Origin of the sequence: Hymenobacter sp., assembly GCF_036388155.1 — a bacterium.
Taxonomy (GTDB): Bacteria; Bacteroidota; Bacteroidia; order Cytophagales; family Hymenobacteraceae; genus Hymenobacter.
This window is the reverse complement of the sequence record NZ_DASVSI010000094.1, coordinates 1-26776: the sequence shown is the minus strand read 5'-3', so window position 1 is coordinate 26776 and position 26776 is coordinate 1. Positions and strand designations below refer to the sequence as shown.

Annotated in this window: 27 protein-coding genes; 24 read left to right on the top strand and 3 right to left on the bottom strand. The window is 59.2% G+C overall.

The features are described from left to right. The first annotated feature begins 3 nt into the window (after nucleotides 1–3). The 4 genes from VF629_RS13035 to ccsA all read left to right on the top strand — a co-directional run bounded on the left by VF629_RS13035 (nucleotide 4) and on the right by ccsA (nucleotide 4599). Nucleotides 4–1164, top strand: a complete 1161-nt coding sequence (locus VF629_RS13035; protein ID WP_331058922.1) for a hypothetical protein — start codon at nucleotides 4–6, stop codon at nucleotides 1162–1164. Nucleotides 1165–1225: 61 nt separating this feature from the next. After that, complete coding sequence (locus tag VF629_RS13030; RefSeq protein WP_331058921.1) at nucleotides 1226–1645, top strand: nucleotidyltransferase substrate binding protein; 420 nt, start codon at nucleotides 1226–1228, stop codon at nucleotides 1643–1645. 4 nt (nucleotides 1646–1649) lie between these two features. Further along, entirely contained in the window at nucleotides 1650–1982 is a 333-nt protein-coding gene (locus tag VF629_RS13025; protein WP_331058920.1) for a nucleotidyltransferase domain-containing protein, read from the top strand. 16 nt (nucleotides 1983–1998) lie between these two features. After that, a complete protein-coding gene (ccsA, locus tag VF629_RS13020; protein ID WP_331058919.1) occupies nucleotides 1999–4599 on the top strand; it encodes a cytochrome c biogenesis protein CcsA in 2601 nt (866 codons plus the stop codon). 331 nt (nucleotides 4600–4930) lie between these two features. Here ccsA and VF629_RS13015 read toward each other — a convergent pair whose 3' ends face one another. Next, on the bottom strand, nucleotides 4931–8533 hold the full coding sequence (locus VF629_RS13015) for a T9SS type A sorting domain-containing protein (protein ID WP_331058918.1): 3603 nt from the start codon (nucleotides 8531–8533) through the stop codon (nucleotides 4931–4933). A 353-nt stretch (nucleotides 8534–8886) separates the two neighbouring features. On the opposite strand from VF629_RS13015, the gene VF629_RS13010 reads away from it, so the two are divergent. The 8 genes from VF629_RS13010 (at nucleotide 8887) to pruA (ending at nucleotide 15512) form a co-directional block, all read left to right on the top strand. Further along, entirely contained in the window at nucleotides 8887–9681 is a 795-nt protein-coding gene (locus VF629_RS13010; protein WP_331058917.1) for a Rossmann-like and DUF2520 domain-containing protein, read from the top strand. 69 nt (nucleotides 9682–9750) lie between these two features. Further along, nucleotides 9751–10086, top strand: a complete 336-nt coding sequence (locus VF629_RS13005) for a 2Fe-2S iron-sulfur cluster-binding protein (RefSeq protein ID WP_331058916.1) — start codon at nucleotides 9751–9753, stop codon at nucleotides 10084–10086. Between the two features lie 119 nt (nucleotides 10087–10205). Continuing rightward, on the top strand, nucleotides 10206–10442 hold the full coding sequence (gene iscX, locus VF629_RS13000) for a Fe-S cluster assembly protein IscX (RefSeq protein ID WP_331058915.1): 237 nt from the start codon (nucleotides 10206–10208) through the stop codon (nucleotides 10440–10442). 142 nt (nucleotides 10443–10584) lie between these two features. After that, nucleotides 10585–10779 carry a cold-shock protein gene (locus tag VF629_RS12995; RefSeq protein WP_068188929.1) on the top strand — a complete coding sequence of 65 codons (195 nt, stop codon included), beginning with the start codon at nucleotides 10585–10587 and terminating at the stop codon, nucleotides 10777–10779. A gap of 133 nt (nucleotides 10780–10912) precedes the next feature. Beyond that, a complete protein-coding gene (locus VF629_RS12990; protein WP_331058914.1) occupies nucleotides 10913–11845 on the top strand; it encodes a geranylgeranylglycerol-phosphate geranylgeranyltransferase in 933 nt (310 codons plus the stop codon). A gap of 135 nt (nucleotides 11846–11980) precedes the next feature. Further along, the gene (locus VF629_RS12985; RefSeq protein WP_331058913.1) at nucleotides 11981–12673 is read left to right on the top strand and encodes a YjjG family noncanonical pyrimidine nucleotidase; all 693 of its coding nucleotides are present in this window, start codon (nucleotides 11981–11983) and stop codon (nucleotides 12671–12673) included. Nucleotides 12674–12813: 140 nt separating this feature from the next. Next, entirely contained in the window at nucleotides 12814–13362 is a 549-nt protein-coding gene (locus tag VF629_RS12980; RefSeq protein ID WP_331058912.1) for a hypothetical protein, read from the top strand. Between the two features lie 482 nt (nucleotides 13363–13844). Further along, nucleotides 13845–15512, top strand: a complete 1668-nt coding sequence (gene pruA, locus VF629_RS12975; protein ID WP_331058911.1) for an L-glutamate gamma-semialdehyde dehydrogenase — start codon at nucleotides 13845–13847, stop codon at nucleotides 15510–15512. A 75-nt stretch (nucleotides 15513–15587) separates the two neighbouring features. Here pruA and VF629_RS12970 read toward each other — a convergent pair whose 3' ends face one another. Further along, a complete protein-coding gene (locus VF629_RS12970) occupies nucleotides 15588–16214 on the bottom strand; it encodes a Uma2 family endonuclease (protein ID WP_331058910.1) in 627 nt (208 codons plus the stop codon). Between the two features lie 129 nt (nucleotides 16215–16343). Here VF629_RS12970 and VF629_RS12965 point away from each other — a divergent pair, with 129 nt between their 5' ends. From VF629_RS12965 to VF629_RS12915, 11 genes are all read left to right on the top strand, one after another. After that, the gene (locus VF629_RS12965) at nucleotides 16344–16736 is read left to right on the top strand and encodes an NADH-quinone oxidoreductase subunit A (RefSeq protein ID WP_331058909.1); all 393 of its coding nucleotides are present in this window, start codon (nucleotides 16344–16346) and stop codon (nucleotides 16734–16736) included. A 76-nt stretch (nucleotides 16737–16812) separates the two neighbouring features. Further along, nucleotides 16813–17367 carry an NADH-quinone oxidoreductase subunit B gene (locus VF629_RS12960; RefSeq protein ID WP_092674994.1) on the top strand — a complete coding sequence of 185 codons (555 nt, stop codon included), beginning with the start codon at nucleotides 16813–16815 and terminating at the stop codon, nucleotides 17365–17367. A 96-nt stretch (nucleotides 17368–17463) separates the two neighbouring features. After that, nucleotides 17464–18024 carry an NADH-quinone oxidoreductase subunit C gene (locus VF629_RS12955; RefSeq protein ID WP_331058908.1) on the top strand — a complete coding sequence of 187 codons (561 nt, stop codon included), beginning with the start codon at nucleotides 17464–17466 and terminating at the stop codon, nucleotides 18022–18024. 197 nt (nucleotides 18025–18221) lie between these two features. Next, nucleotides 18222–19409 carry an NADH-quinone oxidoreductase subunit D gene (locus VF629_RS12950; RefSeq protein WP_331058944.1) on the top strand — a complete coding sequence of 396 codons (1188 nt, stop codon included), beginning with the start codon at nucleotides 18222–18224 and terminating at the stop codon, nucleotides 19407–19409. A gap of 21 nt (nucleotides 19410–19430) precedes the next feature. After that, nucleotides 19431–20003 (top strand): NAD(P)H-dependent oxidoreductase subunit E, encoded by a 573-nt coding sequence (locus VF629_RS12945; protein WP_331058907.1) that lies wholly within the window; start codon nucleotides 19431–19433, stop codon nucleotides 20001–20003. 4 nt (nucleotides 20004–20007) lie between these two features. Then, the gene (locus VF629_RS12940) at nucleotides 20008–20226 is read left to right on the top strand and encodes a hypothetical protein (RefSeq protein WP_331058906.1); all 219 of its coding nucleotides are present in this window, start codon (nucleotides 20008–20010) and stop codon (nucleotides 20224–20226) included. Nucleotides 20227–20238: 12 nt separating this feature from the next. Continuing rightward, nucleotides 20239–21579: an NADH-quinone oxidoreductase subunit NuoF gene (gene nuoF, locus VF629_RS12935; protein WP_331058905.1), complete on the top strand. Its 1341-nt coding sequence runs from the start codon at nucleotides 20239–20241 to the stop codon at nucleotides 21577–21579. 118 nt (nucleotides 21580–21697) lie between these two features. Next, on the top strand, nucleotides 21698–22714 hold the full coding sequence (locus VF629_RS12930; protein WP_331058904.1) for a 2Fe-2S iron-sulfur cluster-binding protein: 1017 nt from the start codon (nucleotides 21698–21700) through the stop codon (nucleotides 22712–22714). Nucleotides 22715–22860: 146 nt separating this feature from the next. Next, nucleotides 22861–23955 (top strand): NADH-quinone oxidoreductase subunit NuoH, encoded by a 1095-nt coding sequence (nuoH, locus tag VF629_RS12925; protein WP_331058903.1) that lies wholly within the window; start codon nucleotides 22861–22863, stop codon nucleotides 23953–23955. Nucleotides 23956–23960: 5 nt separating this feature from the next. Beyond that, on the top strand, nucleotides 23961–24545 hold the full coding sequence (locus tag VF629_RS12920; protein WP_331058902.1) for an NADH-quinone oxidoreductase subunit I: 585 nt from the start codon (nucleotides 23961–23963) through the stop codon (nucleotides 24543–24545). A 61-nt stretch (nucleotides 24546–24606) separates the two neighbouring features. Beyond that, nucleotides 24607–25122 carry an NADH-quinone oxidoreductase subunit J gene (locus VF629_RS12915; protein WP_331058943.1) on the top strand — a complete coding sequence of 172 codons (516 nt, stop codon included), beginning with the start codon at nucleotides 24607–24609 and terminating at the stop codon, nucleotides 25120–25122. Between the two features lie 137 nt (nucleotides 25123–25259). On the opposite strand, the gene VF629_RS12910 is transcribed toward VF629_RS12915, so the two are convergent. Continuing rightward, a complete protein-coding gene (locus VF629_RS12910; protein ID WP_331058901.1) occupies nucleotides 25260–25445 on the bottom strand; it encodes a hypothetical protein in 186 nt (61 codons plus the stop codon). Nucleotides 25446–25675: 230 nt separating this feature from the next. Here VF629_RS12910 and VF629_RS12905 point away from each other — a divergent pair, with 230 nt between their 5' ends. Next, nucleotides 25676–26491, top strand: a complete 816-nt coding sequence (locus tag VF629_RS12905) for an IS5 family transposase (protein ID WP_331058900.1) — start codon at nucleotides 25676–25678, stop codon at nucleotides 26489–26491. Nucleotides 26492–26776: the final 285 nt, after the last annotated feature.

Genomic DNA, 26776 nt, shown 5'->3' with positions numbered 1-26776 from the left:
TCATTGACAAGCACGCACCTGATAAGGCCACTGGTTCCCGAAACGATATTTCGCTTCTGGCACTGCGTGCTCTTCCAGGTGCTGATGCTGGCGGCGCTGGTGCCGGCCGCCACGGCCCAGGTTGCCAACGACAACATTGAAAACCGGCGGGTCATCAAAGCCGAAGAAGTAATAACATCTACCACCACGGGCTGCACGGTGCAGCGCAATTGCGTGGACGAGCGCCTGACCGGCAAGTGCATCGAATACCACAACGACCAATGGTTTGAGTTCACCCCGCAGGCGGCGGGCCGGTATTTTGTCAACATCGGCGGGCAAAAATGCCGCGACGTGCGTGGCGTGCAACTGGTGGTGCTCACGGGTACGCCCTGCCAGACGGCTACCTACCGCGTGCTGAGCTGCACATCGCTGGGCAACCAAGACGACGTGTTTGTCACGCTCGATTCGCTGCGCGCCGGCCAGCCGTATTTGCTGAACGTGGACGGCTACTTGAAAGACTTTTGCCAGTTCTCTTTGCAAGTGAGCCGCTCGGCGGTGGGCATGCCGGTTAGCTACTTTCCGCCTAACCCTACCCGCGTGCTGCCCACTGCCAGCCACGTGGTTGAGCTGCAGTGGACGCTGCCCGACTCGTTGGCAGCTGCTCCTTCCTTCCGGGTGTTGCGGCGCGAGGTGCACCAGTACCGAAGCAGCGAAGTGCAGCTGGTGCCGGTGCGCCGCGATACCTACGGCAAGCCCACCACTGCCTACACGGCTACCGACACCCTGCCGGGCCCCGGCATTTACGATTACCAAGTGGTGACGGCTGCGAGCGAAGCGGGTCCTGCTCCTGTCCGCTTGCGGCAGTGGTGGTACGGGTACGGCGAGGCAGCCGCCCTGCCGGGCACGGCTCCTGCCGCTGCGATGGTGGAGCTGCCGCTACGCAAATACCCTACCAACGCCCGCCTTTCCGTCGTCATCACCGACCCGGCCAATGGGCGGGTGCTGCTAGCTCGGCAGCTCATCAACCAAACGGCCAACCGGCGCCAAAACCAGCTGGCGGTGCGCCGGTGGCAAGAGGCCGGCCTAGAAAAAATTGCCGTTGAAATCACCTGTCACCCGCCGCGCGGTCACTTTTTCACCGACAAGCTGTTATTAGCACTGCCACCTCTGGCGGCGCAGCGGTAAATTTGCCTTTTCGCTTCGGCGAACGACGATTTATTCAGTTGAGTTTTCTGCATCCCGCTTCATGAACACGCTCGATACAACCGCTCTGGAACGCTGCTTGGCTACGCTGGAGCGTGCGCATGGCAGATTGGTTGTAACCAGCCCGGCCGATGACGACCACGACCTGTTCAGAGCGGCTTGTGTGAAGGAATTTGAACTGATACTGGAAATCGTGGTAAAGCTGCTGCGCAAAGTGCTGCGCGAATACGTTACGTCGACCAGCGAATTAAATAACCTGCCCTTCAAACACATCCTGCGGCTGGCGGCGCAGCACGGTTTACTTAGCCTTGATGAAGTGGACCGGTGGCTGCTGCACCGCGACAACCGCAACACGTCAGCGCACGAGTACGGGATGCAGTTTGCCGAACAAATCATAAACACCCTGCCTTTGTTTATCGCTGACACTCACGCGGTACTGACCACGTTGCGCAAACAAGCCTGACCCCATGCTCACCTTACGCCCCAAAGACTTCGCTGTAGTGCACGAGCTCATTGCGCGGCACCTGCCCCCGGCGGTGGCCGTGTGGGCCTACGGCAGCCGCGTGAACGGGAACAACCACGAGGGCAGCGACCTCGACCTCGTGCTGCGCGGACCCGACCTGACTGCTCTGCCGGTGGGCCTGCTCAGCCGATTCCGCGAGGCGCTGACGGACAGCAACCTCCCCATTTTTGTGGATGTGCACGACTGGGCCCTGCTGCCCGCGTCGTTTCACCCGCGCATTTTAAACCGCTACGAAGTGGTGCGCCCCAGCGTGGCCATCACAGCGGCCACCGCCTGATTTTTACTTGTTGCTTATGAACTTATTAATTGGAAACATCGGCCATTTGAGCGTCATCGTGGCGTTTGCGGCGGCGCTGGTGGCGGCGTACGGCTACTTCCAAGCCACGCGCGGCCGGGCGCTGGGCGACACCGATGCCAGCTGGATGCGCATTGCGCGGGGCGCGTTTTTCGTGCACGGCGCGGCGGTCATGGTCGTGGTGGGGTGCTTGTTCAACATCATCCACGCCCACCGCTACGAATATTATTACGCCTGGAGCCACAGCTCCAACCACCTGCCGGTGGAGTACATGATTTCGTGTTTTTGGGAAGGTCAGGAAGGCAGCTTCCTGCTCTGGATTTTCTGGCACGTGGTGCTGGGCCTGTGCATCATGCGCTTCAACCGCAAGTGGGAGGCGCCCGTGATGGCCGTATTCAGCGGCGTGCAGCTGTTTTTGGTGAGCATGATTCTGGGCGTGGTGCTCGGCGGCGTCAAAATAGGCTCGTCGCCGTTCATCCTGCTGCGCGATTTCATGACCGACTTGCCGGTCTTCAAGATGAACCCCGACTTTGTGCCCAAAGACGGCACGGGCCTCAACGCCCTGCTGCAGAACTACTGGATGGTGATTCACCCGCCCACGCTGTTCCTGGGCTTTGCGCTCACGCTGGTGCCGTTTGCCTTCGCCATTGCGGCCCTTTGGAAAAAGGAGCTAACCTCTTGGGTAAAACCCGCTCTGCCGTGGACGCTTGTTGGCGGCGGCGTGCTGGGCGTGGGCGTGATGATGGGCGCTTACTGGGCCTACGAAACCTTGAACTTCGGCGGCTACTGGAACTGGGACCCGGTGGAAAACGCCGTGTACATCCCGTGGCTGGTGCTGGTGGCCTCGCTGCACGGCATGGTGCTGTGGCAGAAGCGCCGCATGGGCCTGCGCACCGCGTTTGCGCTGGTGGTGGCCACGTTCGTACTCATTCTGTACGCCACCTTCCTCACCCGGAGCGGCGTGCTCGGCAACTCGTCGGTGCACTCGTTCACGGACTTGGGCCTGTCGGGGCAGCTATTTATCTACATGGCCGCCTTCACGGTGCTGGCTGTGGCGCTGCTGATTTCGCGCTGGAAGCAGATTCCGATTTCGGAGAAAGAGCTGAACGGCTACAACCCCGAGCTGTGGGTGTTTGTGGGCGCTACGGTGCTGTGCCTGGGCGCGTTCCAGGTGCTGTTCACCACCAGCATTCCGGTGTATAACTCCTTCATGGGCTTACTGGGCATTAAAACCAACGTGGCCCTGCCCGCCGACCAAATTGCGCACTACTCCAAAATGCAGCTCTGGATGGGCGTAGGAGTGGCCTTGCTTTCGGGCGTGGCCCAAATTATGTGGTGGCAGCGCAACACCAAGGAAACGGTGGTGAACTCGCTGACGGCTCCTACCCTGCTCACGCTGCTGGGCACGGCGTTGGTGGTGCTGCTGGTGCGCTACAATGGCCTCACCATTTCGCCCACTTATATAGTTCTCACGCTGGCGGGCCTGTTTGGCGTGCTGGCCAACTTCGGCACCATCTTCACGCTGCTGCGGCGTGGGGTGCGGCTGTCGGGCGGCGCAGTGGCTCACCTGGGCATTGCGCTCATGCTGCTGGGCATTTTGGCCTCGGCGGGCTACTCCAACATCATTTCGCGCAACGTGTCGGGCCTGCTCTATTCGCGGGAATTCGACGAGGACCTGAACCGCGACAACGTACTGCTGTGGCGCAACGAAACCACGCCCATGCAGGGCTACCAGCTCACCTACACCGGCCAGTTCTTCGAGGTACCCGGCGTGCCCGGCTACGTAGACAAGCAGTTGCTTTACCGCACCGATGACGAGTACAAGGCCCTGGCCCGCGCGCCCATCGTCAGCCAAGGCAAGACCTACTACAAGACTGGCGATACGGTGAACATCATGCCCGAGAACACCTACTATCGCATCAATTACAAGGATGTGAAGTCGGGCGAGCAGTTTGCGCTCTACCCCCGCGCCCAGGTGAACGAGGAGATGGGCAACGGACTCCTGGCCTCGCCGGCCATCAAGAAGTTCTGGGGCCACGACATCTACACGCACGTGAGCTCGGTGCTTGACCCGCGCAAGGAAAAGCCGTGGAGCGAGCCCAAGGAAACCATGCTGGCCGTGGGCGACACCATTTTCCTGAACGACTACTTTGCTGTGTTCCGCGCCATTGAGCCGGCCCATGAAACCGCCGGCCTCAACCTGCAGAAAGGCGACCTCGCCCTGCAAGCCGATATGATTGTGCACGGCGAAAAGCGCCAGTACCACGCCCACCCCGTGTTTGTGGTGCGCAACCGCATGGTAGGCCGCGTGCCCGACGAAGTGGAAGACCTGGGCGTGCGCCTCAGCCTCAACGCCATCGACCCCGTGGCTGGCAAATTCACCTTTGGTGTGAGCACCACCCAAAAGGATTACGTCATTCTCAAGGCCATGGAAAAGCCCTTCATTAACCTGCTCTGGAGCGGCACGCTGCTCATGGCCATTGGCTTCGGCCTGAGCCTACGGCAGCGCGGCGGCAAAGGCGGCGCGGTGGTCGAGACGGAAGAAACGGCCAGCGAAGCACCAGCAGCTCGCAGCACGAAGCCTCAGCCCGTGGCTTAAGATTCTTTAGATTCTATCAGCGAAACGGCTGCTTCCTAGCGTGGAGGCAGCCGTTTTTTATTGCTGCTCTTGGGTGATTTCGCTTTAGCCTATGCCCCACAGTTGTAGTGTGGTCGTGGTCATACCCGGAGGGACTTTGCGAGTCCGTGCATCCGTGAATCCCGCTCGTGTGCGGACTCGCAGAGTCCCTCCGGGACGACCACGCTACAGCCTTTCCAGCGTTCTGAGATGAGGCGGCGGTAGCCCGGTTCTGTCAAGAAACCATATGAAGCGCACAAAAAAGGGCCGCCCAACCGGGCGGCCCTTTTGCCTGAAAGGAAAAAGCCGAAGCTTACTTCACAATCGAAATCTGCTGCATGGTGTACTCCTCACCGTTGAGCACTTTGATGTTGTAAATGCCCGAAGCCAGCTTCGACAAGTCTACGGCGGTGCGCAGGTTGTCTTTGGCCATGCCGGTGTACACGCGCTGACCGAGCATGTTGGTCACCTCCACGTTCAGGGCCTTCTTGGCGTTAGCACCGTGAATTTCCAGGTTGAATACGCCCGTGGCCGAGGGGTTTGGGAACACGCTCACGGCGCGCTTCAGCGCTTCGGAAGTAGCCAGCGGGCCGGCAGTAATCATCACATCGTCCACGGCCAGGAAGCCTTGGTCGGCGAAGCTGGTGGCGTGGAAGCCCACGAAGAACGTGCCCGAAGCCGGCGTGATGTCGGCCACCACCGGGGTGCTGGTGTTGTTGGCCACCAAGTAACCGGCGTTTGAAATGGAGTTATTGGTGAACAGCGTGGTTGTTTGGCCAGCGGGCGTCGCCGCTGCGCCGTACTTCACCTCCAAGGCGTTGGTGTAGGGGTTACCAGCCGAGCCCACGGGCCCACGGTAGTAGAACGACAAGCGGTAGCGCTGCGTGCTGCTCAGGGCCAGGGCCGGGGTAAAGAACCAGTCGTTGGCGCCCACGGTCACGTCGTTGCTATTGAAGCCGTACACCATGGCATTCGGCGCCGAGCGGGCCACGTTAGCCGTCGCGGGGCTAACGGCGGAGCTGCGGGCCTGCCAGGTGAAGCCGTCGCTGTTGACGTCGCTCACCGTAACGCCGCAGGGCAAGGTCTGGCCCGTGGCCACCACGTCGAAGTTCTCGGAGTACGGGAACGAGCTAATGGTGGGTGCTACGCAAGCCGTGGTAGCGCTTACTGGGCCGGCCGGAGCGCTCTGGTCCGTAGCGCTGCAAATGGTGCGAACGTAGAAATCATACGCCGTGGCACCGGTCAGGCCCGTCAGCGTGTACGTCGTCCCCGTGAAGGTGGGCGAAGTAGTGCTGGTGGCGCTGGGCGTGAAGCCGCGCGGGCCGTACACAATCTGATAACCGGTAGCACCCGTCACGCCCGTGAACGAGAACGATACCGACGTGGCCGTGCTGCCAGTAGCGGCGAAGGCCGTAGGCGCGAAGCAAGTGGGAGGAGTAGCAGTTTCAGCACCAAAAGGAAACTTGAAAACCCCCGTTATGATGGTCGGGGTTGGAGCAGCTGCTATTAAAGAAGAGCCTGTGAAGAAAGTGCTCGGGCGAGTGGGAGTTTCGTTTTGAACACCGAAGGGGTAATAAGGCAGTGTGCCACTTGAGGGCGTTTGCGCCATGCCGATGAGCACATCCCCAGCTGGGACTATTACAGGCGCGCTAAAGGTGAAGGTATGAAATTGGTTGACGTCGGCGGTGGCAATGATATAGTCTGCGGTGCGGCCTAGCAAGGCGCCTGTGGAAGCATTTATCACTACACCATAAACCCTTTCGCCTACCGACGTTTTAGCTGCACCCGCTTGGTTGCCAGCGTCACTAATCAAAGCTGTGACAGAAGAAATGCTCCGAGCAGCATTCAGCGTAATCTTCGCAGCATAGTAGTTATTGGTACCCGTCGCTTGGAATACACTAGTACCACTAGAAGCACCTGGTGTCTCATACGAAAAGCGCGTGGCGCTCGTAGCCATCGCCTGCACCGCAGAGTTGTTAGCATTATTATCGTCATTTGCTACAGTCACTGTAACCGTATTAGCACCCACGTTGGCCAGGCTGATGTTAGTGAAGTTCACGACAGCCGTGCTGCTGACAGCCAGTGAAGGCAGGGTCTGGGTTTGTGAGAAAGTATTAGCTCCGCTGATGGTGAGCGTGACCACCGTGGGGGTGTTCACGGCAGCAATGCCGGCATTGCGCACCACGCCCCGTATGCTAAAGGGATTGCCTACCGGTACGGCAACGGAACCATATCCTTGAATTTCATTCACAGCCAAGTCGCTGTTAGCAGGTGCTGAGGTTACAGCGCCAAACGGAAATTTGAAACCAGTTTGGCCGGTTGCCGTCAGTGCCGCAGCGGGAGCGGCTCCTCCTATATCGCCGCCGAAGTAAGTATTCGGACGGTTAGGGTCTTCCAGTTGTACACCGAAGGGGAAGTATGGCAATGCACCACTCGAAGGCGTTTGCGCCATGCCGATGAGCACGTCGCCGGCTGGCACTGTAGCAGGAGCTATGAGAGTGAACGTGTGAAAGGTGTTAACGTCGGCTGTTGTGATAACATAGTCAGCCGAGCGGGCTAGCAGGGCACCAGTGGTGGCGTTTAATACCACACCATACACGCTTTCACCCACGGCTGTTTTGGCAGTAGCTTGATTGCCAGCATCACTAATCAGAGCACTAACAGAAGTTATGCTCCTGGCAGCGCTTAGTGTCATTTTTGCAGCATAATAACCGCCATCTGCGTTGAACACGCTGCTGCCGCTGGCGCCGCCCGGCGTAGCCAGGGAGAAGGTGGTAGCACTGGTTTCCATCGGCTGGGAGATGGAGTTGTTGCCGTTGTTACCGTCGTTGTCCACCGACAGGGTCACCGTGTTTTGGCCCACGTTGGGCAGCGTAATGCCCGAGAACGTAGCCACCCCGCTGGCGCCCACGGCCAACGCGGCCACGTTTTGCGTTTGGGTATAGGTGTTGGCACCGCTGATGGTCAAGGTAACGGCGGTGGCAGCGGTCAACGCGTTGGTACCCGCGTTGCGCACCACGCCCCGCAGCGTAAATGGATTATTGGCCGGCACAATCACCGAAGCGTACCCTTGAATGCTGGCAGCTGCGGCGTCGTTTGCCACCTGAATGGCAAAGCGGTAGGTGCGGCCGGGGTCGGGCAGCACAGTCACCCGAAAATTGTGGCCATTGCCCGTGTAGGCACCGGCGGCAAACACAGTGCCCGACCACGGCGTGGCCGAGGCCTTCGTGCCCAGAATCGACCCCGCAGCGGTGCTGCCTTTCAGGCCCACCGTGCCAAATTTCGGCGTATCGGCCGAGGCGGCACCGGGCGTGGCCGTGCCGTACACAAATTCAATCTGGTTGCTGGTTTCGTACAGCTTCACCTGGAAGGAGAAGTTGGCGTACTGTGTCAGAACGGCGCCCCGCGCTTTGTCCGACACGTTTTTCCACTGAATGGTGGTCACGCGGTTAGGCGTCGTGCCGGTAGTGGCCACCCGGTACTCGGCGCCCCCTGTGCCCGTGCCGGCCGTCAGGTCCTGGTTGAAGGGCAGCAGCAGGTTGGCATCGGCGCCGGTGATGGGGCCGTTGGCGGTGCTGGTGCCGCTGTCGGTGTAGGAAGGGCCGGTGGGTGCCGTGGTTCCCAGCTTGATAAAGCCGTTGGTGTTCAGCACAAAGTCGGTAAACGCCGTACCGTTGTAGTTGAACGTGAAGCCAATGGGAGTCGCGGCCGAGTTGGCGTCGTCGGTGTTGGGCGTGGCAATGGCAGTGCCCGTGGCCGCCAGGTCGGTGTACGTCCCGGTGGTGTTAACCGTGTTGGCCGCCACGTAGCCCAGCTGCGCGTGCGCCGTGCCAACGGCTCCTGTGGCCAGCACCGCCGCCAGGGCCACCTGCCGCAGACGCGCGGTGAGGCCCGGCCTATTGTAATGGTCTTTCATGAAAACGAGTAAAATGGGTGAATAAGAAAAGAAAAAGGGATGGCGGAAAAGCTTGCGCCTCAACCTGCCGCAGGCGGTTGACGCGTAGTTTTGAGGCTACAAGTTGCTAAACTTTTGGCACAATTGAGCGAACCCAGGCACAATGTGGTTAGCTCCGCAGTGGCTTGCTGCCCATGCGTGCGCTTTTCCGGCCCCGTTCATCGGCAAAGCGCGGCTTAGCGCGGTTTCGGCGTCCGTGTACGGTTGGGCAAGTAGCGCGGGCTTTTAGTCCGCGAGTACCAAGGGCCCCCACTCGCGGACTAAAAGTCCGCGCTACGGTGCAGCGACTCCGAAACCGCGCTAGTTCACTCGTCATGCCCCTTTCTTCCACCTCTTTTATGCGCATCGGTTTGTTGGGTTCGGGCCGGGTGGCCAGCCAGTTGGGCCCGGCGCTGGTCGCTGCCGGCCACCACGTCGTTTTTGTGTGGAGCCGTAGCTTGGCCTCGGCCGAAAGCCTGGCCGCGCAGCTGCCCCAGGCAACCGCCCTGGCGTCGGTCGCCGCCCCCCTGCCCCCGGCCGATGTCTACTTCCTGGCCGTGCCCGATGCGGCGGTAGCGCCGCTGCTGGCCAGCATTGCGTGGCCGGCGGGCGCACTCGTGGCGCACGTAGCCGGGGCGTTGCCCCTGAGCGTGTTCGAGCAGCACCCGGACGTGCGGGGCGGGGTTTTTTATCCGTTGCAAACCTTCAGCCCCGGCCGGGCCATCGATTGGGCCACCGTGCCGCTGTTCATCGAAGCCACGGGCCCGGCAGCCGAAGCGACCCTGCTCGGGCTAGCCGGCAGCCTCAGCCAGCACGTACGCCTACTCGGCTCGGCCCAGCGGCTGCAGCTCCACGTGGCCGCGGTGTTTGCCAACAATTTCACCAACCACCTGTTGGGCATAGCTGATGCCTTGCTGGCGGAGGCCAATTTGCCCAGCACCTTGCTAGCCCCGCTGGTGCGCGAAACCGTGGACAAAGCCCTGGCCAATTCACCCTTCACGGTGCAAACCGGGCCGGCCGTGCGCCAAGACGCGCCCACGCTGGCCGCTCACCAGGCCGCGCTGGCTGCCCACCCGGCCTGGCAGGCCCTCTACGAGCAGCTCACGGCCAGCATCCAGGCCCAGCTTTGATGCCGCGGGCCAGCGGAGTACCTTTGCGGCGGCAAATGCCGTGTTCTTTTCTCTTTTTTGCTTTACGTTTTGTCTGTTCCTGCCACCACCATCACCTTCCAGTTCAGCGACGGCCAGCCGGCCCAAACCCACGTGGCGGCGTCCGGCGAGTCGGTGCTCGACGTGGCCCTGAACAACGGCATTCAGCTGCAGCACAACTGCGGCGGCGTGTGCGGCTGCAGCACCTGCCACATCTACATCAACTCGGGCGGCGATGACCTGCCCGAAATCAGCGACAAGGAAGAAGACTTCATCGACCGCGCCGAAAACCCGCGCATCAACTCCCGCCTGGCCTGCCAGTGCGTTGTTGACACCGACATGCAGCTGGTCGTTACCATTCCCCCCCAGCACTTCCTGGGACATTAATTTTTAGGGTATGAGGGTGAGGGGATAGGAGGGTAAGAGTAGCAGAATTGCATTCTATATGCCCTCCCTCTGAAAACACCTACCCTCCCACCCCCATACCCGCTTACCCTAATAAAAGCATGAACCACTTTGAGCCGCCCATGCACTGGGCCGACCACGAGGACATTGCCATGGCCCTCTACGAGAAGTTTGGCGATGACTTCACCGAAGCCAAAATCTACCGCATCCGGTTCACCGATTTGATTGAGTGGGTGCTGGGCCTCGACAACTTCGACGGCACCCGCGAGCAAGCCACCGAAGGCCACCTGGAGCAGATTCAGGCCAAGTGGGTGTACGAGTGGCGCGACAACCAATAACAAAGTGGCAGCTGGCGGCCGGTGCCAACCCGGTGCCGGCTTCCCGCGTAAGCTGGCCTGAAGTGGGCGTTCACCTGCCATTTCAGGCATACCCGCAGCCTTTACCCGGGCAGTTTTCCATCTTTCCATTTTTGTTTTTTGCATGAAAACCGGCATCATTAAATTTTTCAACGAAGCCAAAGGCTACGGCTTCGTGACCGACGACCAAACGAAAGAAGATTTTTTCGTCCACGTAACCGGCCTGAATGGCGCCACGGTGCAGCAAAACGACCGGGTAGAGTTTGAAACGCAGGAAGGCCGCAAGGGCATCAACGCCGTGAACGTTCGCAAAGTCTAAGCACTCCTCATCCAGGGGCAACCCTTCAAAAAAGCTTCTCCCCACCGGAGAAGCTTTTTTATTGCCCTTCGGCGTTGGAGGGTGTACCCGCCCGTCACTTTCCGGCGACCTTTGCAGTCTGCCCGCGCCCCCCATGAACCAGCCCCCGCCCAAGCCCGCCGCCGTGCCCCCGCCCCCGGCGGAGCAGTTGCGCACGGCCCTGCCCACGCTGGTGCGCTGGCCCAACCTGCTCATTATGCTGCTGTGCCTTGTGCTGGTGCGAGCCGGCCTGTTGCTGCCAGAGGAGCCCTTGCGCGTGTCGCTGCTGGCCCCGCGCTTTGGGCTGCTGGTGCTGGCCGCGCTGCTGGTGGCGGCAGCCGGCTACATCATCAACGACTACTACGACGTCAAGATTGACGCCATTAACCGGCCCGACCGCCTCGTGATTGGGCGGGTGGTGCGGCGGCGCAAGGCCATGCTGGCCCACGTGCTGATGAGCGGCACGGGCGTGCTACTCGCCACCTGGCTGCACCCCGTGCTGGGGGCCGTCACGTTTGGTACGGCCTTGCTGCTGTGGGGCTATTCGGCGCGGTTCAAACGGGTGGCGCTGGCGGGCAACGCCAGCATTGCCACCCTTACGGCCGCGCTGGTGCTGCTCCCGGAGCTGCAGCTGCAGCTGGCCCGCAACGACAGCAACAGCGTGGTGTGGCCCTATGCGCTGGCAGCGTTTCTGCTCACGATGGTGCGCGAAATTGTGAAGGACGTGGAGGACATGCGCGGCGACTCCCAGCACGGCTGCCGCACGTTGCCGCTGGTGGTGGGCGTGGCCCGCACCAAATGGGTCACGGGGTTCTTTTTGGCTTGCCTGGGCCTGCTGACGGTGGGGGCCACGTACCGGGTGTTTGACAGCGGGCACTGGCCGCTGGGCACGTGGCTGCTGCTGTTGGTGTTGCTGCCCATGGCGCAGCTGGCGCGCCTGCTCATCCGGGCCGACCGCCGACGGCACTTCAGGCACCTCAGCGCGTGGTGCAAGGGCATCATGCTGGCCGGCGTGCTCAGCATGGCACTGGCCGGCAGCTTAAGCTGACGCGCCCGGGCAGGAAGGTGGTGTTCCTGAGCCAGCCAACGCCGCTGTGCCGTGCAACTAATTGTGAACGCCGCAGTAAAGCGGTTCAGCAAGCGCGGCAGGACGAGCTGTTAAATGTTAATTGATAACCGTTACATGAAGTACCGCCACCTCTTTTTCGACCTCGACCACACGCTGTGGGATTTCGAGAAAAACGCCGACGAAACACTGCGCACGCTGTACGACCGGCACGATTTCGCTCGCTTTGGCACCTTCACCGTGGAGGAGTTCATCCGCGTGTACAGCGACATCAACCACGCGCTGTGGCGCTTGTACCAAAGCAACAAAATCTCCCAGAAGCAGCTGCGCGAGGCCCGTTTCGCGCGCACGCTTGCCAAGCTCGGCGTGCCCGAAGCCGACATTCCGGCCACGATTTCGGAGGAGTTCACCGACATTCTGCCGCAGAAGTCGGCGGTGTTCCCCTATACCCACGAGGTGCTCGACTACCTCAAGCAGCACTACCGGCTGCACCTGATAACGAACGGCTTCAACGACATTCAAGGCATCAAGCTGGCCTCGTCGAACCTGACGCATTATTTCGAAGAAGTCATCACCTCGGAGCACAGCGGCCACCTCAAGCCCGACCCGCGCATGTTTCAGCACGCGCTGGAACGCACCGGCGCCACCGCCGCCGAAAGCCTCATGATTGGCGACAACCTCGAATGCGACGTATTGGGCGCCTACAACGCGGGTATCGACCAAGTATATTTCAATCCGGACAAGCGCCGCCATTTCAATCAAATCACGCACGAAATCAGTTGCCTGAGCGAGTTGAAGGCTATTTTGTAGAGCTTCAGATTCTCTAGGCGTCATGCTGAGCGCAGCCGAAGCATCTCGATTGCAACAGTAATTATTTACTCTCACGGTAGAGATGCTTCGGCTGCGCTCAGCATGACGGTTTACTGGCTTCAGTTAACCTAACGATTCCCATGATACACCTCATTGGCATGTCGGGCCGCCGGGGCAGCGGCAAAGACACCGTGGCGCGCCTGCTGCAACAGCTGCAGCCCGAGCGCACCTGGCAAATACGCTCCTTCGGAGATTCCATTAAATCGGTCTGCGCGGCTCTCACCGGCGAAACCGTAGCGCCCTACTACACCCAAAAAGGCAAGGCCGAGCTGGTGCCCACGTTCAGGCGCACCCGCGGCGAAATGCTGCAGCAAGTGGGCAGCGCCCTGCGCGCCTGGGAGCCCCTAGTGTGGGTAGACGCCTTTTTTGCGGCCCTGCCCAAAGACGCCTGCGTGCTGGTGCCCGACGTGCGCTTTGCCAACGAAGCCGACCCCATCCGGGCCCGCGGCGGCCTCATGCTCCGCATTGAAGGCGACCCGCTGCAGCAGCGCGGCGACGGCACCCGCGACGACAACCACCCCAGCGAAGTGGCCATGGACGACTACCGGCATTTTGACTTCACCATTCACAACACCGGCTCTTTCCAGGACCTGGAGCAGCAGGTGCGGGAGCTGCTGAAGCGGCTGTAGAGACGTTAGATAGTAGCAATGAGCATGGTAAAAAGTAGATGGAGGCTTTTTCTGGTAGGTGCAGGTCTGCTCTTGGTAACCTACGCCTTCTGGCCTACCCCAGTTCGGTCTGCCATTCTCTACGCGTATTCTGATAATGCTTTCAGTATGTGGGGACTGACGCTATTCAAGAACGGCCAGTTCGATATAACCCTACCTGCCGCGTACGAAAGCGGCCACTTCAAATTGTCTGGAGACACCGTTGTTCTGCAGTACGATGAACCCGCACGTGGTCTACCCCAAGCCTATTTGGTTAATCGGAGCAAAAAGAAAATCGACGAATTACAGCGAGTTGAGGGGCGCTGGGTATGTACGAAGAACCTAAACTGGGCTGAACTGCACATGGATTCTACCCAGTACTACGCTCGCTAATATGGTCCCTCTTTACCTATACCTTTGCCCCCTCCCACCAAAACTCCCACGTACCACCTAATCCGAACCCTATGGCCAACGGCTTTTTCAATGTTCCGACCCCGATTAACGAACCGGTAAAAAGCTACGCGCCCGGCTCGCCCGAGCGCGCCGAGCTGCACCGGGAGCTCAAGCGCCTCAAGCAGCTGGAGCTGGACATCCCCATGCACATCGGCGGCCAGGAAGTACGCACCGGCAACCTGCAACGCATCAGCCCGCCCCACGACCACCAGCACACCCTCGGCCACTTTCACCTAGGCGAGGCCAGCCACGTGCAGCAAGCCGTCGACGCCGCCCTGGCAGCCCGTCCGGCTTGGTCGGAAATGCCTTGGGAGCACCGTGCGGCCATTTTTCTGAAAGCCGCCGAGTTGTTGGCAGGCCCCTTCCGTGCCCGCATCAACGCGGCCACCATGCTGGGCCAGAGCAAAAACGCCTTCCAAGCCGAAATCGACGCCGCTTGCGAGCTGATTGATTTCTTCCGCTACAACGTGCACTTCATGCGGGAGATTTACGAGCAGCAGCCGCAGTCGTCGGCTGGCATGTGGAACCGCCTGGAGCACCGCCCGCTCGAAGGTTTCGTGTTCGCCCTCACGCCGTTCAACTTTACTTCCATTGCCGGCAACCTGCCCTCCTGCGTGGCCATGATGGGCAACGTGGTGGTGTGGAAGCCCGCCGACGCCCAGATTTACTCGGCCCAGGTGCTGATGGAGCTGTTCAAAGAAGCAGGTGTGCCCGACGGCGTCATCAACTTGGTGTACGCCGACGGCCCCACGGCGGGCGAGGTCCTGTTCAACCACCGCGACTTTGCCGGCATCCACTTCACGGGTTCCACGGGCGTGTTCCAGAACATCTGGAAGACCATTGGCCAGAACATTCACAAGTACAAGTCCTACCCGCGCATCGTGGGCGAAACCGGCGGCAAGGACTTCATCCTGGCTCATCCCTCGGCCCATGCCAAAGCGGTGGCCACAGCCATTTCGCGCGGTGCCTTTGAGTACCAGGGCCAGAAATGCTCGGCGGCTTCGCGGGTGTACCTGCCCAGCAACCTCTACGAGGAAGTGAAAGGCTACTTGGTGGAAGACCTCAAGTCCTTCAAAATGGGTGACGTGGAGGACTTCTCGAACTTCATCAACGCCGTCATCACCGAGGCCTCGTTTGATAAGCTGGCCAAATACATAGACGGCGCCAAGGCCGACCCGGAAGCCGAAATCATCGCCGGCGGCAACTACGATAAGTCGAAAGGATACTTCGTCGAGCCCACCATCATCGTGGCCAAAGACCCGAAGTACGTGACCATGTGCGAAGAGCTATTCGGCCCCGTTCTCACCCTGCACGTGTACGACGCCGACAAGTTCGAAGAAACCCTCGACCTCGTGGACAGCACCTCGCCCTACGCCCTCACCGGCGCCGTATTCTCGCAAGACCGGTACGCCATCGACCTGGCCAGCAAGCGCCTGCAAAATGCCGCGGGCAATTTCTACATCAACGACAAGCCCACCGGCGCCGTGGTGGGCCAGCAGCCCTTCGGCGGCGCCCGCGCCTCCGGCACCAACGACAAGGCCGGTTCCATCCTGAACCTGCTGCGCTGGGTGTCGCCCCGCGCCATCAAGGAAACTTTCGTGCCGCCCGTAGACTACCGCTACCCCTTCCTGGGCGCCGCCACCGGCGAAAACCTGGACGTAGCCGCTGGCGGTTTTTAAAGGCTTAACGTTTGAACAGAAAAAGGGCCACCCCGATACCGGGGCGGCCCTTTTGCATAAAAAAACTTGATGACTTTAGAAGCGCTGTGCTCCATAAGGAGCTAATGGCTCTTCGGCCGCGATTCGCAACGGAGCCACATCTGTACCCTCATAAACCTCGGCCACGGTGAGGTTGATGTTTAAATCAGGAATCACCAGCGTGTCTTCGGCTTCCACCAGTGGCGTAAAGCTCCAGATGTTATTAGCCTCGCGGCGATACCACTCTACCAACCAAGAAGTTTGCGACACCAACAGATAATGCTGCAAGGATGGCAGCTGCTTGTACTGATTGAACTTCCGGCCGCGGTCGTACTCAGCCGTGGAGTGCGAGAGCACCTCTATGAGCAACACCGGCGCCTTCAGTATCCGCTTAGCTCGCTGGTCTTCGGGGTCGCAGGTAATCATCACGTCGGGGTACGTGTAGTGACGGCCCTCTTGCACGGCCAATTGCACACCTTCCATCAATACCTTGCACGGCTGGTCACGCAACGCCTGACGAAATGAAGCGGCGAAGTTTAACCCGATTAAATTATGCGAAACATCGCCTCCGGCCATGGCAAAGATTTCGCCGTCAAAGTATTCGTGCCGGATTTCGCTCTGTTCTTCCAAAGCCAAATACTCCTCGACTGTATAACGGCGCGGCTGTTGTTCTTCCTGTCCCATCGGTTGTTGCTTTATAACCAAAGATAGGCACCAACGCCTTGGAAGATTTCAACATTGCGCCCCAACCCTGTGGGCGCTACCTTTGCCCTTCAGCGCCCTTGGGTGCTGCTATCCTCTAAATTTTCAGCTATGTTCTTAATTCAATCGGCTGCCAATTATCAGCCCTCCGATTACCTCCCCATTCTGATTCAATTCGGTCTGGCTTTGGCATTTGTGGCCTTCGCCATGATTGTTTCCCACCTCGTAGGCCCCAAGCGCCAAAGCGCCGTGAAGGATGGCGCTTTTGAGTGCGGCATCGAGTCCGTGGGCAACGCCCGCACCCCAATTTCGGTGAAATACTTCCTCACGGCCATTGTTTTCGTGCTGTTCGACGTGGAAGTAATCTTCATGTATCCATGGGCAGTAAACTTCCGCGCCTTGGGCAACGACGGGTTCATTGCCATGGTACTGTTTATGTTCTTCCTACTGGCGGGCTTCCTGTACATCATCAAAAAGGGCATCCTGCGCTGGAACGAAGCCTGATTCAGCCAAACTTTTGCGTCGCCGCTGGTGTTCGCAATGAGGCCATTAGGCCCTCCAACCAAGACTCCTTTCGACTATGGATACCCGAGTTCCGGAAATTAAAACTGTTGAGGCCCCCGAGGGCGTTGAAGGCGCTGGCTTCTTTGCCACTTCACTAGAGAAAGTGGTGGGCATTGCCCGCGCCAACTCGCTCTGGCCCCTGCCCTTCGCTACCTCGTGCTGCGGCATCGAGTTCATGGCCACCATGGGTTCTCACTACGACATCTCGCGCTTCGGCTCCGAGCGGCCCAGCTTCTCGCCCCGCCAGGCCGACTTGCTTATGGTGATGGGCACCATTGCCAAAAAGATGGCCCCCATCGTGAAGCAAGTGTACGAGCAAATGGCCGAGCCTCGCTGGGTGCTGGCCATGGGCGCCTGCGCCTGCTCGGGCGGCATTTTCGACTCGTACTCGGTGCTGCAAGGCATCGACCGCATCATTCCGGTCGACGTGTACGTGCCTGGCTGCCCGCCCCGCCCCGAGCAGGTGCTCGACGGCCTGATGCGCGTGCAGGACCTCGCCAAGAATGAATCATTCCGCCGCCGCAACGCGCCCGAGTATCAGGCCCTGCTGGCGTCGTACAACATTAAGTAACTTGGTTGTTAGTTGCTCTTTGTCAGTTGTTAGGCTTTATAAAAACTGACAACTAACAACGAGCAACTAACAACTAACAAAGAGCAACAACCCCGAATGAATCCTCAGGAATCTGCCGCCGCTCCCGAAGCTCCAGTTGCCGAAGACCCGAATAAGGTCCAGAATGCGCGGGTGTTGGCTTTGCTGCATAAGTTGTTTAGCGAGGCCGCTTTCACCGATGTGGAGGAGCCCTACGGCCTCTTGACGGTGACCACCACGCGGGAGCGCATCCACGACATCATTGCTGGCTTGCAGCAGGACCAGGAAATCAAATTCCATTTCCTGACCACGATGTGCGGCATCAACTACCCCGAGAACGAGGGCCAGGAGCTGGGCATGATTTACCACCTGCACAGCCTGACGCAGAACATCCGCCTGCGGATTAAAATCTATTTCCCCATCGCCGACCCGGTGGTGCCGACCCTGACCGACCTCTACGCCACCGCCAACTGGATGGAGCGCGAGGCCTACGACTTCTTCGGCGTCATCTTCACCGGCCACCCCAATCTCATTCGCATCCTCAACGTCGAGGACATGGACTACCACCCCATGCGGAAAGAATATCCGCTTGAGGACGGTACCCGCGAAGACAAAACCGACCTGTTTTTCGGCCGCTAGGCCATTTGTCGTGCTGACGAAGGAAGCATCTTATCACCGCTGCTTTCGCCAGAATTTATAGAAATAACCTGCGGCGCGGACGTGATAAGGTCCTTTGCTGCGCTCAGGATGACAATAATAAAATGGCAGTAAACGACACGCTGGAAGGCACCCATAAAATACACGAGGAGGCCGCCGCGCAGCGCCACGGCCAACTCATGCCCCTGCTCAACGACTTCAGCCAGGAGCTGACGACGCTGAACCTGGGCCCCACGCACCCGGCCACACACGGCATCTTCCAAAACATCCTGCAAATGGATGGCGAGCGGATTGTGTCGGGCGTGCCCACCATCGGCTACATCCACCGCGCGTTTGAGAAAATCGCGGAGCGCCGGCCGTTCTACCAAATCACGCCGCTCACCGACCGGATGAACTACTGTTCGTCACCCATCAACAACATGGGCTGGCACATGACGGTGGAGAAGCTGCTCGGCGTGACCGTGCCCAAGCGGGCGCAGTACATGCGCGTGATTATGATGGAGTTGGCCCGCATTGCCGACCACCTAATTTGCAACTCGATTCTCGGGGTTGATACCGGCGCCTTCACCGGCTTCCTGTATGTGTTCCAGGAGCGGGAGAAGATTTACGAAATCTACGAGGAGGTGTGCGGCTCGCGCCTGACCACCAACATGGGCCGCGTGGGCGGCATGGAGCGGGACTTCTCTCCCGTGGCGCTGCAGAAGCTGCGCGACTGGCTGAAGACCTTCCCGGCCGTGATGAAGGAGTTCGAGTCGATGTTCAACCGCAACCGCATTTTCATGGACCGCGTGGTGAACGTGGGCCCGATTTCGGCGGAGAAGGCGTTGAACTATGGCTTCACTGGCCCCAACCTGCGGGCGGCGGGCGTCGACTACGACGTGCGCGCCATGAACCCCTACTCGAGCTACGAAGACTTTGAGTTCGACATTCCGGTGGGCACCAACGGCGACACCTACGACCGTTTCATCGTCCGCAACGAGGAAATTTGGCAGAGCCTGCGCATCATCAAGCAGGCGCTGGACAACCTGCCCGAAGGCCCCTACCACGCCGATGCGCCGCACTACTACCTGCCCGCCAAGCAGGAAGTGTACAAGAACATGGAGGCCCTGATTTACCACTTCAAAATCATCATGGGCGAGATTGATGCGCCTGTGGGTGAGGTGTATCACTCGGTGGAAGGCGGCAACGGCGAGTTGGGTTTTTACCTGATTTCGGACGGCGGCCGCACGCCCTACCGCTTGCACTTCCGCCGGCCGTGCTTCATCTATTACCAAGCTTACCCGGAAATGGCCGTGGGTACGACGCTGTCGGACGCCATTGTCATTCTCTCGTCCATGAACGTCATCGCCGGCGAGCTGGACGCCTAGTTTTCTGTGAATCTGATTGATATGGAGCCGACCACCGCGCCGAACAAACCGCAATTTTCTCCCGCCGCGCAAGCGGAAATCAAGCGCCTGCTCACGCACTACCCGGAAGACCGGAGCAAGTCGGCCCTGCTGCCGATTCTGCACATTGCGCAAGCCGAGTTCGGCGGTTGGGTAAGCCCCGAAGCACAGGACTTGGTAGCCGAAACCCTTGGCATCAAGCCCATTGAAGTGTACGAGGTATCGTCTTTCTACACCCAATACAACCTGAAGCCGGTGGGCAAGCACGTGCTGGAAATCTGCCGCACGGGCCCCTGCATGCTGCGCGGCTCCGACGAGTTGACGGCGCACCTCGAGCGCATCACCGGTGCCAAAGTCGGTGGCACCTCGCCCGACGGTACCTTCACCCTGAAAGAAGTGGAGTGTCTGGCTGCCTGCGGCTTCGCCCCCATCGTGCAGGTGCGCGAGAAATACTACGAGCAGCTCGACACGCCGGAAGCGGTGGACGCCATGCTGAACGAATTGAAGAGCTTGGTGCACCGTCCCATTTTGCCGTGGGAAGAAACGGGTTTGCCCAACTCACTCAAAAATCACTAAGCTTATGGCTGACTGGGACGACAACTTATCGAGCATATTAGACGAAGTTTTGCGCGAGATTAGCCGGACCAGTGAGTTAGTCAAAACTTATATCGAAGAAAACCGCCGCAGCACAGAGACTCTTGTTGTAGCTTTTCGAGAATACAGCGCTTATGTGCGTCAGCACCTTGAGCAACAAGAAGTCCGCATCACGCGGTTAGAGAATAATCAACCCAACGCCTAACGAGAAGCTGGAATGGGCCGCAAGCTATTAACTGAACATATCAACGTCGAAGGCATTCACACTTTCGACGTGTACCGCAAGCACGGCGGCTACCGCTCCGTAGAGAAGGCGCTCAAAACCATGACGCCCGACGAAGTGGTGGAAGAAGTCAAGAAGTCGGGCCTGCGTGGCCGTGGCGGCGCGGGCTTCCCCACGGGCATGAAGTGGAGTTTTCTGGCCAAGCCCGAGGGCGTGCCGCGCTACCTCGTTTGCAACGCCGACGAATCGGAGCCGGGCACTTTCAAGGACCGTCAGCTGATGTCGAAACTGCCCCACCTGCTCATCGAGGGCATGATTACGGGCAGCTACGCCTTGGGCGCGCGCACCAGCTACATCTACATCCGCGGCGAGTTGTTGTACGTGCTGCGCATTCTGGAAAAGGCCATTGCTGAAGCTTACGCGGCCGGTTTCTTGGGCGAGAACATCCTCGGCTCGGGCTACTCGCTCGATTTGCATGTGCACCCCGGTGCCGGCGCCTACATCTGCGGCGAAGAAACTGCCTTGCTGGAATCACTGGAAGGCAAGCGCGGCAACCCGCGTAACAAGCCGCCATTCCCCGCTGTGCAGGGCCTCTACGCCCGCCCTACGGTGGTGAACAACGTGGAAACCATCGCGGCAGTCGTTCCGATTGTGAACGACGGCGGCGACGAGTACGCCAAGCTGGGCGTGGGCAAAAGCACGGGCACCAAGCTGATTTCGGCGTGCGGCCATTTGAACAAGCCGGGCATCTACGAAATCGAGATGGGCGTGCCGGTGGAAGAGTTCATCTACTCCGATGAGTACTGCGGCGGCATCTGGAAAGGGCGCGACCTAAAGGCGGTAGTAGCTGGAGGTTCATCCGTACCGATTCTGCCCAAGGAGCTTATCCTGAAAACCGCAGCCGGCGAAAACCGCCTGATGACCTATGAGTCGCTAAGTGATGGCGGCTTCATCACGGGCACCATGCTGGGCTCCGGTGGCTTCATTGCGATGGACGAAACCACGTGCATCGTGAAGAACACCTGGAACTTCAGCCGCTTCTACCACCACGAGTCGTGCGGGCAGTGCTCGCCCTGCCGTGAGGGTACCGGCTGGCTGGAAAAAGTACTGCACCGCCTCGAACACGGCCACGGCTCAATGCACGACATCGACCTGATTGTGAGCGTGGCCAAGCAGATTGAAGGCAACACCATCTGCCCGCTCGGCGAAGCCGCAGCGTGGCCAGTAGCTGCCGCCGTGCGTCACTTCCGCCACGAGTTTGAGTGGCACGTGACCAACCCCAAAGAGGCCACTGCTCCCGGCGCTGCTTATAGCGGCGCAGCGGTGCTGGCTTAACCAAAGAACGTCATGCAGAGCGCAGCGAAGCATCTCGCGTGCTACAAGTAATTACTAATCCGAGCGAGATGCTTCGCTGCGCTCTGCATGACCGCCAGAATTAAAAATCACAAAACCAATGGCTAAAATAACCTTCGACGGCATTGAGGTAGAGGTTCCGGACGGAACCACTATCCTGAACGCGGCCCGCCAAATTGGCGGGGGCGTGGTGCCGCCCGCCATGTGCTACTACACCCCGCTGAAGGGCACCGGCGGCAAATGCCGCGCCTGCCTGGTGCGCGTGGCGGCCGGTTCGACCAAAGACCCGCGCCCCATGCCCAAGCTGGTGGCCTCGTGCATCACGACGGTGCAAGACGGCATGGTGGTCGAAAATACCACCTCGCAGCAGGTGATGGACGTGCGCAAGGGCATCGTGGAAATGCTGCTCATCAACCACCCGCTCGACTGCCCGGTGTGCGACCAAGCCGGCGAGTGCGACTTACAAGACTTTGCCTTTGAGCACGGCGTGAGTACCACCCGCTACGAGGAAGAGCGCCGCACCTTCGAGAAAATCGACATCGGCCCGCTTATCCAACTGCACATGACGCGCTGCATCCTGTGCTACCGCTGCGTGTACACCGCCGACCAGCTCACCCCCGAGCGCGTGCACGGCGTGCTGGGTCGCGGCGATGCCTCGGAAATCGGCACCTACATCGAGAACATCATCGACAACGAGTTCAGCGGCAACGTCATCGACGTATGCCCGGTGGGCGCGCTGACCGACAAGACCTTCCGCTTCAAGCAGCGCGTGTGGTTTACGAAACCCGTGAACGCCCACCGCGACTGCGAGAACGAGAAGTGCTGCGGCAAAGTAACCCTCTGGTACAAAGGCAAGGACGTGCTTCGCGTAACGGCCCGCAAAGACCAGTACGGCGAAGTGAAAGAGTGGATTTGCAACACCTGTCGCTTCGACAAAAAAGAAACTTCGGACTGGACCCTGGAAGGCCCGGCGCACATCAACCGCGCTTCGGTTATATCGGCCAACCACTACGAACTGCCGGTCATCAACCCACAAGTGCTGGCCGACCTGCCGGAAAGCACCACCCGCGAACTAGAACGCAACCCGCCCCTCCGCTTGGGTGGCATTAATGGCTAGAACAGAACGATAATTAAAAGAACGTCATGCAGAGCGCAGCGAAGCATCTCGCGTGTCACCACTAAACCTGACGTGTGGGTTACTTGCGGCGAGCGAGATGCTTCGCTGCGCTCTGCATGACGGTTTAAAGACCTAGAAAACAACACATGGATTTTCCACCTTTGGCCTGGCAAGGCCTCGTCGTTCTGGTAGTTTTCGGCGTTTCGCTGCTGATTGCCACTTATTCAACTTATGCAGAGCGCGTCATTGCGGCGTTTCTGCAGGACCGGGTTGGTCCGGACCGTGCCGGGCCGTTCGGCTTGGCACAGCCGCTTGCTGATGCCGTGAAGCTCTTCACCAAAGAAGAGTTTTTTCCGGCTGGCGCCAACCGTGCACTGTTCGTTTTCGGACCCTGCTTGGCGATGGTCACGGCGCTGATGTCGTCGGCGGTTATTCCGTTTGGCAACGTGCTGCAGTTTGGCGAAACCGCCATTCACCTGCAAGGCATTGAAATCAACGTCGGCATGCTCTACGTGTTTGGCATGGTGTCGCTGGGCGTGTACGGCATCATGATTGGCGGTTGGGCTTCGAACAACAAGTTTTCCCTGCTCGGCGCCATCCGCGCCGCCTCGCAAAACATCAGCTACGAAATCGCCATGGGCCTCGCCCTGATTGCCGTGTTGATGATGTCGGGCACCCTGTCGCTGCGCGAAATCACCTTCCAGCAAGCTTCTGATGCACCGTTTGTGTGGCAGGACATTTTCAACTGGAACGTGATGAAGCAGCCGTTGGGCTTTATCATCTTCATCGTGTGCGCTTTCGCCGAGACCAATCGGACGCCCTTCGACTTGCCCGAGTGCGAAACCGAGTTGATTGGCGGCTACCACACCGAATACAGCTCTATGAAAATGGGTCTGTACCTGTTTGCCGAGTACATCAACGTATTCGTGGCTTCGGCCGTAATGAGCGTGCTGTATTTCGGTGGTTTCAATTTCCCCTTCCAAGCCGAGCTGCGCAGCTGGCTGGTGTCGTCGCAAGGCCTGGAGTTGGTGACGGCTCAAAACATCATTACCATTCTTGGTTTGGTGGGCCTGTTCGCCAAAATCTTCAGCTTCATTTTCTTCTTCATGTGGGTGCGCTGGACCTTGCCGCGCTTCCGCTACGACCAATTGATGCGCCTGGGCTGGACGATTCTCATCCCGCTGGCCATCTTCAACATCATGCTGACGGGCGGCCTGATTACGTTCGGCGTGATTAAATAACGACCATGGAATCCCTAAGCAAACGCGCCAAAGTTCTCGAAAAGAAGCCCATGACCCTGGCCGAGCGGGCTTACCTGCCGGCTATTTTCCAGGGCCTGACCATTACGATGCGGCACTTTTTCCGCGCCGCTACCAAGAAGCAAGTCACCGTACGCTACCCGGACGAAACCCGTCCCTTCTCCCCCGTTTTCCGCGGCCTGCACGTGCTCAAGCGCGACGAAGCCGGCCGGGAGCGGTGCACCGCATGTGGTCTTTGCGCCGTAGCCTGCCCCGCCGAAGCCATCACCATGGTGGCCGGCGAGCGCAAGAAGGGCGAGGAAAACCTCTACCGCGAGGAGAAGTACGCCGTGAGCTACGAGGTGAACATGCTGCGCTGCATTTTCTGCGGCCTCTGCGAAGAAGCCTGCCCGAAAGCTGCCGTGTACCTGCAAGCCGATAAAATGGCCCCGCCACGCTTCGAGCGCGACGAGTTCATCTATGGCAAAGACCGGCTGGTAGAGCCCGTGACGCCGGACAACCGCTCGAAGCGCGGCATCCAGCTCACGCCCGAGCAAGCCGACAAGCTGCGCGCGCAGTTGCAGAGCGCATAACGATAATCTTCAAGTCAAGTGCTTGAATCAACTAATAAGCGAAACACAAGCCGCCAATTTGATGCTTAATATTTCACCTTTTTACTTCTTGGCTTTTCTAACGCTTTTCTTAGCGTTGGGTGTAGTTCTTGCCAAGAATCCAATCTATAGTATCTTGTGCCTAATTGGCGTATTTGGATGTTTATCAATTCATTACGTACTACTAAACGCGCAATTCCTCGCAGCAGTCAATTTGATTGTTTATGCGGGAGCAATTATGGTGCTTTTCCTTTTTGTCATCATGTTCCTGAATCTGAATAAGGAGACGGAACCGCACAAACCGGCCTTAGCCAAGTTGGCAGCGGTAATTGCCGGCGGTTCTTTATTGTTGGTTCTGGTAACGGCCTTGCGTGATATCAACCCCACCGGGTATGACCCGGCCAGCTTCGATTCGCAAGTTGGGATGGTAGACCGCCTGGGGCTGGTGCTGTTTCAGCAGTATGCACTGCCGTTTGAGCTGGCCTCCATTCTATTGCTGGCAGCGATGGTGGGCTCGGTGATGCTAGGTAAGCGCGAGACGGGCGAGCGGAATTTCTAAGCCGTTTAAACAATCCACTTACAACGAAAAGAGCCGCTCCTAACTGGGGCGGCTCTTTTCAATAACAATAAATCCTAAAAATGAATAAGTCGAAGTCAATCGAATAATTGGTCCGACTATTCCTAGCAGGACCGTAATTAATTATAGCTAAATGTTGCGGCAGCCTTCGTCTGCACAGCAACAGGAGTAGAAATCAGCATTGAACGGTGAGTAGGTACACGCATCTTGTACACCGGCGACGACACGAGTTGCACACGCAGCAACGATGTGCTCAGCGTAACCCAAAACAGAACAATGGCGGCGAAGGTGTAAACTTTGGACACGTGCAGAAAAGGTTGAGGTGATTAATTAACCAAACTTACTGAGTTGAGCCTCCCAAGGATTTCCTTCTTCGCCGAGCCGGGGTGATAACACGTTGAACTGGGTGTTTTACAGCATCAATCTTTATAGTGTACAAACGAAAGCGGCGCCTGATGCATCAGGCGCCGCGTCGATTTTCATTGCGTCAAGTTCTCTAGACGGTGTTATGAACCTGTAAGCGAAATTAGCGGGTATGGAGACTACTCGCCGCGCCTATCCGAGCGACGTCACGGACGACGAATGGACCTTTTTGCTGCCGTATTTACTGCTGGTGCGCGAAGATGCCGGCCAGCGCCAATACCCGCTACGCGAGCTGTTTAATGCGTTGCGCTACGTGGTGCGCACGGGCTGCACGTGGCGCTACTTGCCGCACGATTTGCCGCCCTGGGCCACGTGCTACCAGCAATGGGCCCGCTGGCGCGACGCCCGCGTGTTTGAAGCCCTGACCGACGACCTGCGCCAGGTGTTGCGCCTGAACGAAGCCCGGCCCGCAGAGCCCAGCGCCGTTATTTTCGATTCCCGCACCTTGCAAAGCACGCCCGAGAGCGGCGCACGGGCCGGCTACGACGGGGCCAAGCGGCGCAAAGGCAGCAAGGTGCACGTGGCCGTCGACACGCTGGGGCACCTGCTGGCCGCGGTGGTCACGCCCGCCAACGAGCAGGACCGGGCCCAAGTAGGCGTGCTAGCCCAGGAAGCACAAGTAGCATCGGGCCAAAGCGTTACCCTGGCCTACGCGGACCAAGGCCACACGGGCGAGGCTCCGGCGCAAGCGGCCCAGGCCCAGGGCATCGACTTGCAGGTCGTCACATTGGGCCACACCAAGCGCGGCTTCGTGCTCTTACCCCGCCGTTGGGTCGTCGAGCGCAGCCTGAGTTGGAGCGCCCGCTACAAGCGCTTGGCCCGCGACTACGAACGCCTAGCGGTGAGCTTGCAGCAACTCCACTATCTGGCCTTTGCCGGACTCATGCTCGCCAAGGCGGCCTCATTGGAATTACTTACAAGTTCATAACACCGTCTAAGTCGTTTTGGTCTCGCGGGCGTCCAGCGGTGCGCTTAGCTTGCAGCAGGTGCTGATAATGAATCAGCCGCACAGTTACTCCGTCTTGCTCAACAATAGTGGCAGCGGCGTAGGCTTCTGAGAACTCCAGGCCTTTAAGTACTCGTGCAGAAGTAATCGTATAGATTTGTCTTCTATCTATTTTGCTTCGATGCTTGCTGCCACGCCCTTAACCGCCGCCGACTTGGCGGCCCTGGAACGCCATCGCCACCACGCTGACCACCACCGCACCCGGCG

Excerpts from the sequence above, each read along its gene's own strand:
- VF629_RS13030 (WP_331058921.1), top strand. The coding sequence starts at position 1,226 with ATGAACACGCTCGATACAACCGCTCTGGAACGCTGCTTGGCTACGCTG.
- VF629_RS13025 (WP_331058920.1), top strand. The coding sequence starts at position 1,650 with ATGCTCACCTTACGCCCCAAAGACTTCGCTGTAGTGCACGAGCTCATT.
- ccsA (WP_331058919.1), top strand. The coding sequence starts at position 1,999 with ATGAACTTATTAATTGGAAACATCGGCCATTTGAGCGTCATCGTGGCG.
- VF629_RS13015 (WP_331058918.1), bottom strand. The coding sequence starts at position 8,533 with ATGAAAGACCATTACAATAGGCCGGGCCTCACCGCGCGTCTGCGGCAG.
- VF629_RS13010 (WP_331058917.1), top strand. The coding sequence starts at position 8,887 with ATGCCCCTTTCTTCCACCTCTTTTATGCGCATCGGTTTGTTGGGTTCG.
- iscX (WP_331058915.1), top strand. The coding sequence starts at position 10,206 with ATGAACCACTTTGAGCCGCCCATGCACTGGGCCGACCACGAGGACATT.
- VF629_RS12995 (WP_068188929.1), top strand. The coding sequence starts at position 10,585 with ATGAAAACCGGCATCATTAAATTTTTCAACGAAGCCAAAGGCTACGGC.
- VF629_RS12990 (WP_331058914.1), top strand. The coding sequence starts at position 10,913 with ATGAACCAGCCCCCGCCCAAGCCCGCCGCCGTGCCCCCGCCCCCGGCG.
- VF629_RS12985 (WP_331058913.1), top strand. The coding sequence starts at position 11,981 with ATGAAGTACCGCCACCTCTTTTTCGACCTCGACCACACGCTGTGGGAT.
- VF629_RS12980 (WP_331058912.1), top strand. The coding sequence starts at position 12,814 with ATGATACACCTCATTGGCATGTCGGGCCGCCGGGGCAGCGGCAAAGAC.
- pruA (WP_331058911.1), top strand. The coding sequence starts at position 13,845 with ATGGCCAACGGCTTTTTCAATGTTCCGACCCCGATTAACGAACCGGTA.
- VF629_RS12970 (WP_331058910.1), bottom strand. The coding sequence starts at position 16,214 with ATGGGACAGGAAGAACAACAGCCGCGCCGTTATACAGTCGAGGAGTAT.
- VF629_RS12965 (WP_331058909.1), top strand. The coding sequence starts at position 16,344 with ATGTTCTTAATTCAATCGGCTGCCAATTATCAGCCCTCCGATTACCTC.
- VF629_RS12960 (WP_092674994.1), top strand. The coding sequence starts at position 16,813 with ATGGATACCCGAGTTCCGGAAATTAAAACTGTTGAGGCCCCCGAGGGC.
- VF629_RS12955 (WP_331058908.1), top strand. The coding sequence starts at position 17,464 with ATGAATCCTCAGGAATCTGCCGCCGCTCCCGAAGCTCCAGTTGCCGAA.
- VF629_RS12950 (WP_331058944.1), top strand. The coding sequence starts at position 18,222 with ATGCCCCTGCTCAACGACTTCAGCCAGGAGCTGACGACGCTGAACCTG.
- VF629_RS12945 (WP_331058907.1), top strand. The coding sequence starts at position 19,431 with ATGGAGCCGACCACCGCGCCGAACAAACCGCAATTTTCTCCCGCCGCG.
- VF629_RS12940 (WP_331058906.1), top strand. The coding sequence starts at position 20,008 with ATGGCTGACTGGGACGACAACTTATCGAGCATATTAGACGAAGTTTTG.
- nuoF (WP_331058905.1), top strand. The coding sequence starts at position 20,239 with ATGGGCCGCAAGCTATTAACTGAACATATCAACGTCGAAGGCATTCAC.
- VF629_RS12930 (WP_331058904.1), top strand. The coding sequence starts at position 21,698 with ATGGCTAAAATAACCTTCGACGGCATTGAGGTAGAGGTTCCGGACGGA.
- nuoH (WP_331058903.1), top strand. The coding sequence starts at position 22,861 with ATGGATTTTCCACCTTTGGCCTGGCAAGGCCTCGTCGTTCTGGTAGTT.
- VF629_RS12920 (WP_331058902.1), top strand. The coding sequence starts at position 23,961 with ATGGAATCCCTAAGCAAACGCGCCAAAGTTCTCGAAAAGAAGCCCATG.
- VF629_RS12915 (WP_331058943.1), top strand. The coding sequence starts at position 24,607 with ATGCTTAATATTTCACCTTTTTACTTCTTGGCTTTTCTAACGCTTTTC.
- VF629_RS12905 (WP_331058900.1), top strand. The coding sequence starts at position 25,676 with ATGGAGACTACTCGCCGCGCCTATCCGAGCGACGTCACGGACGACGAA.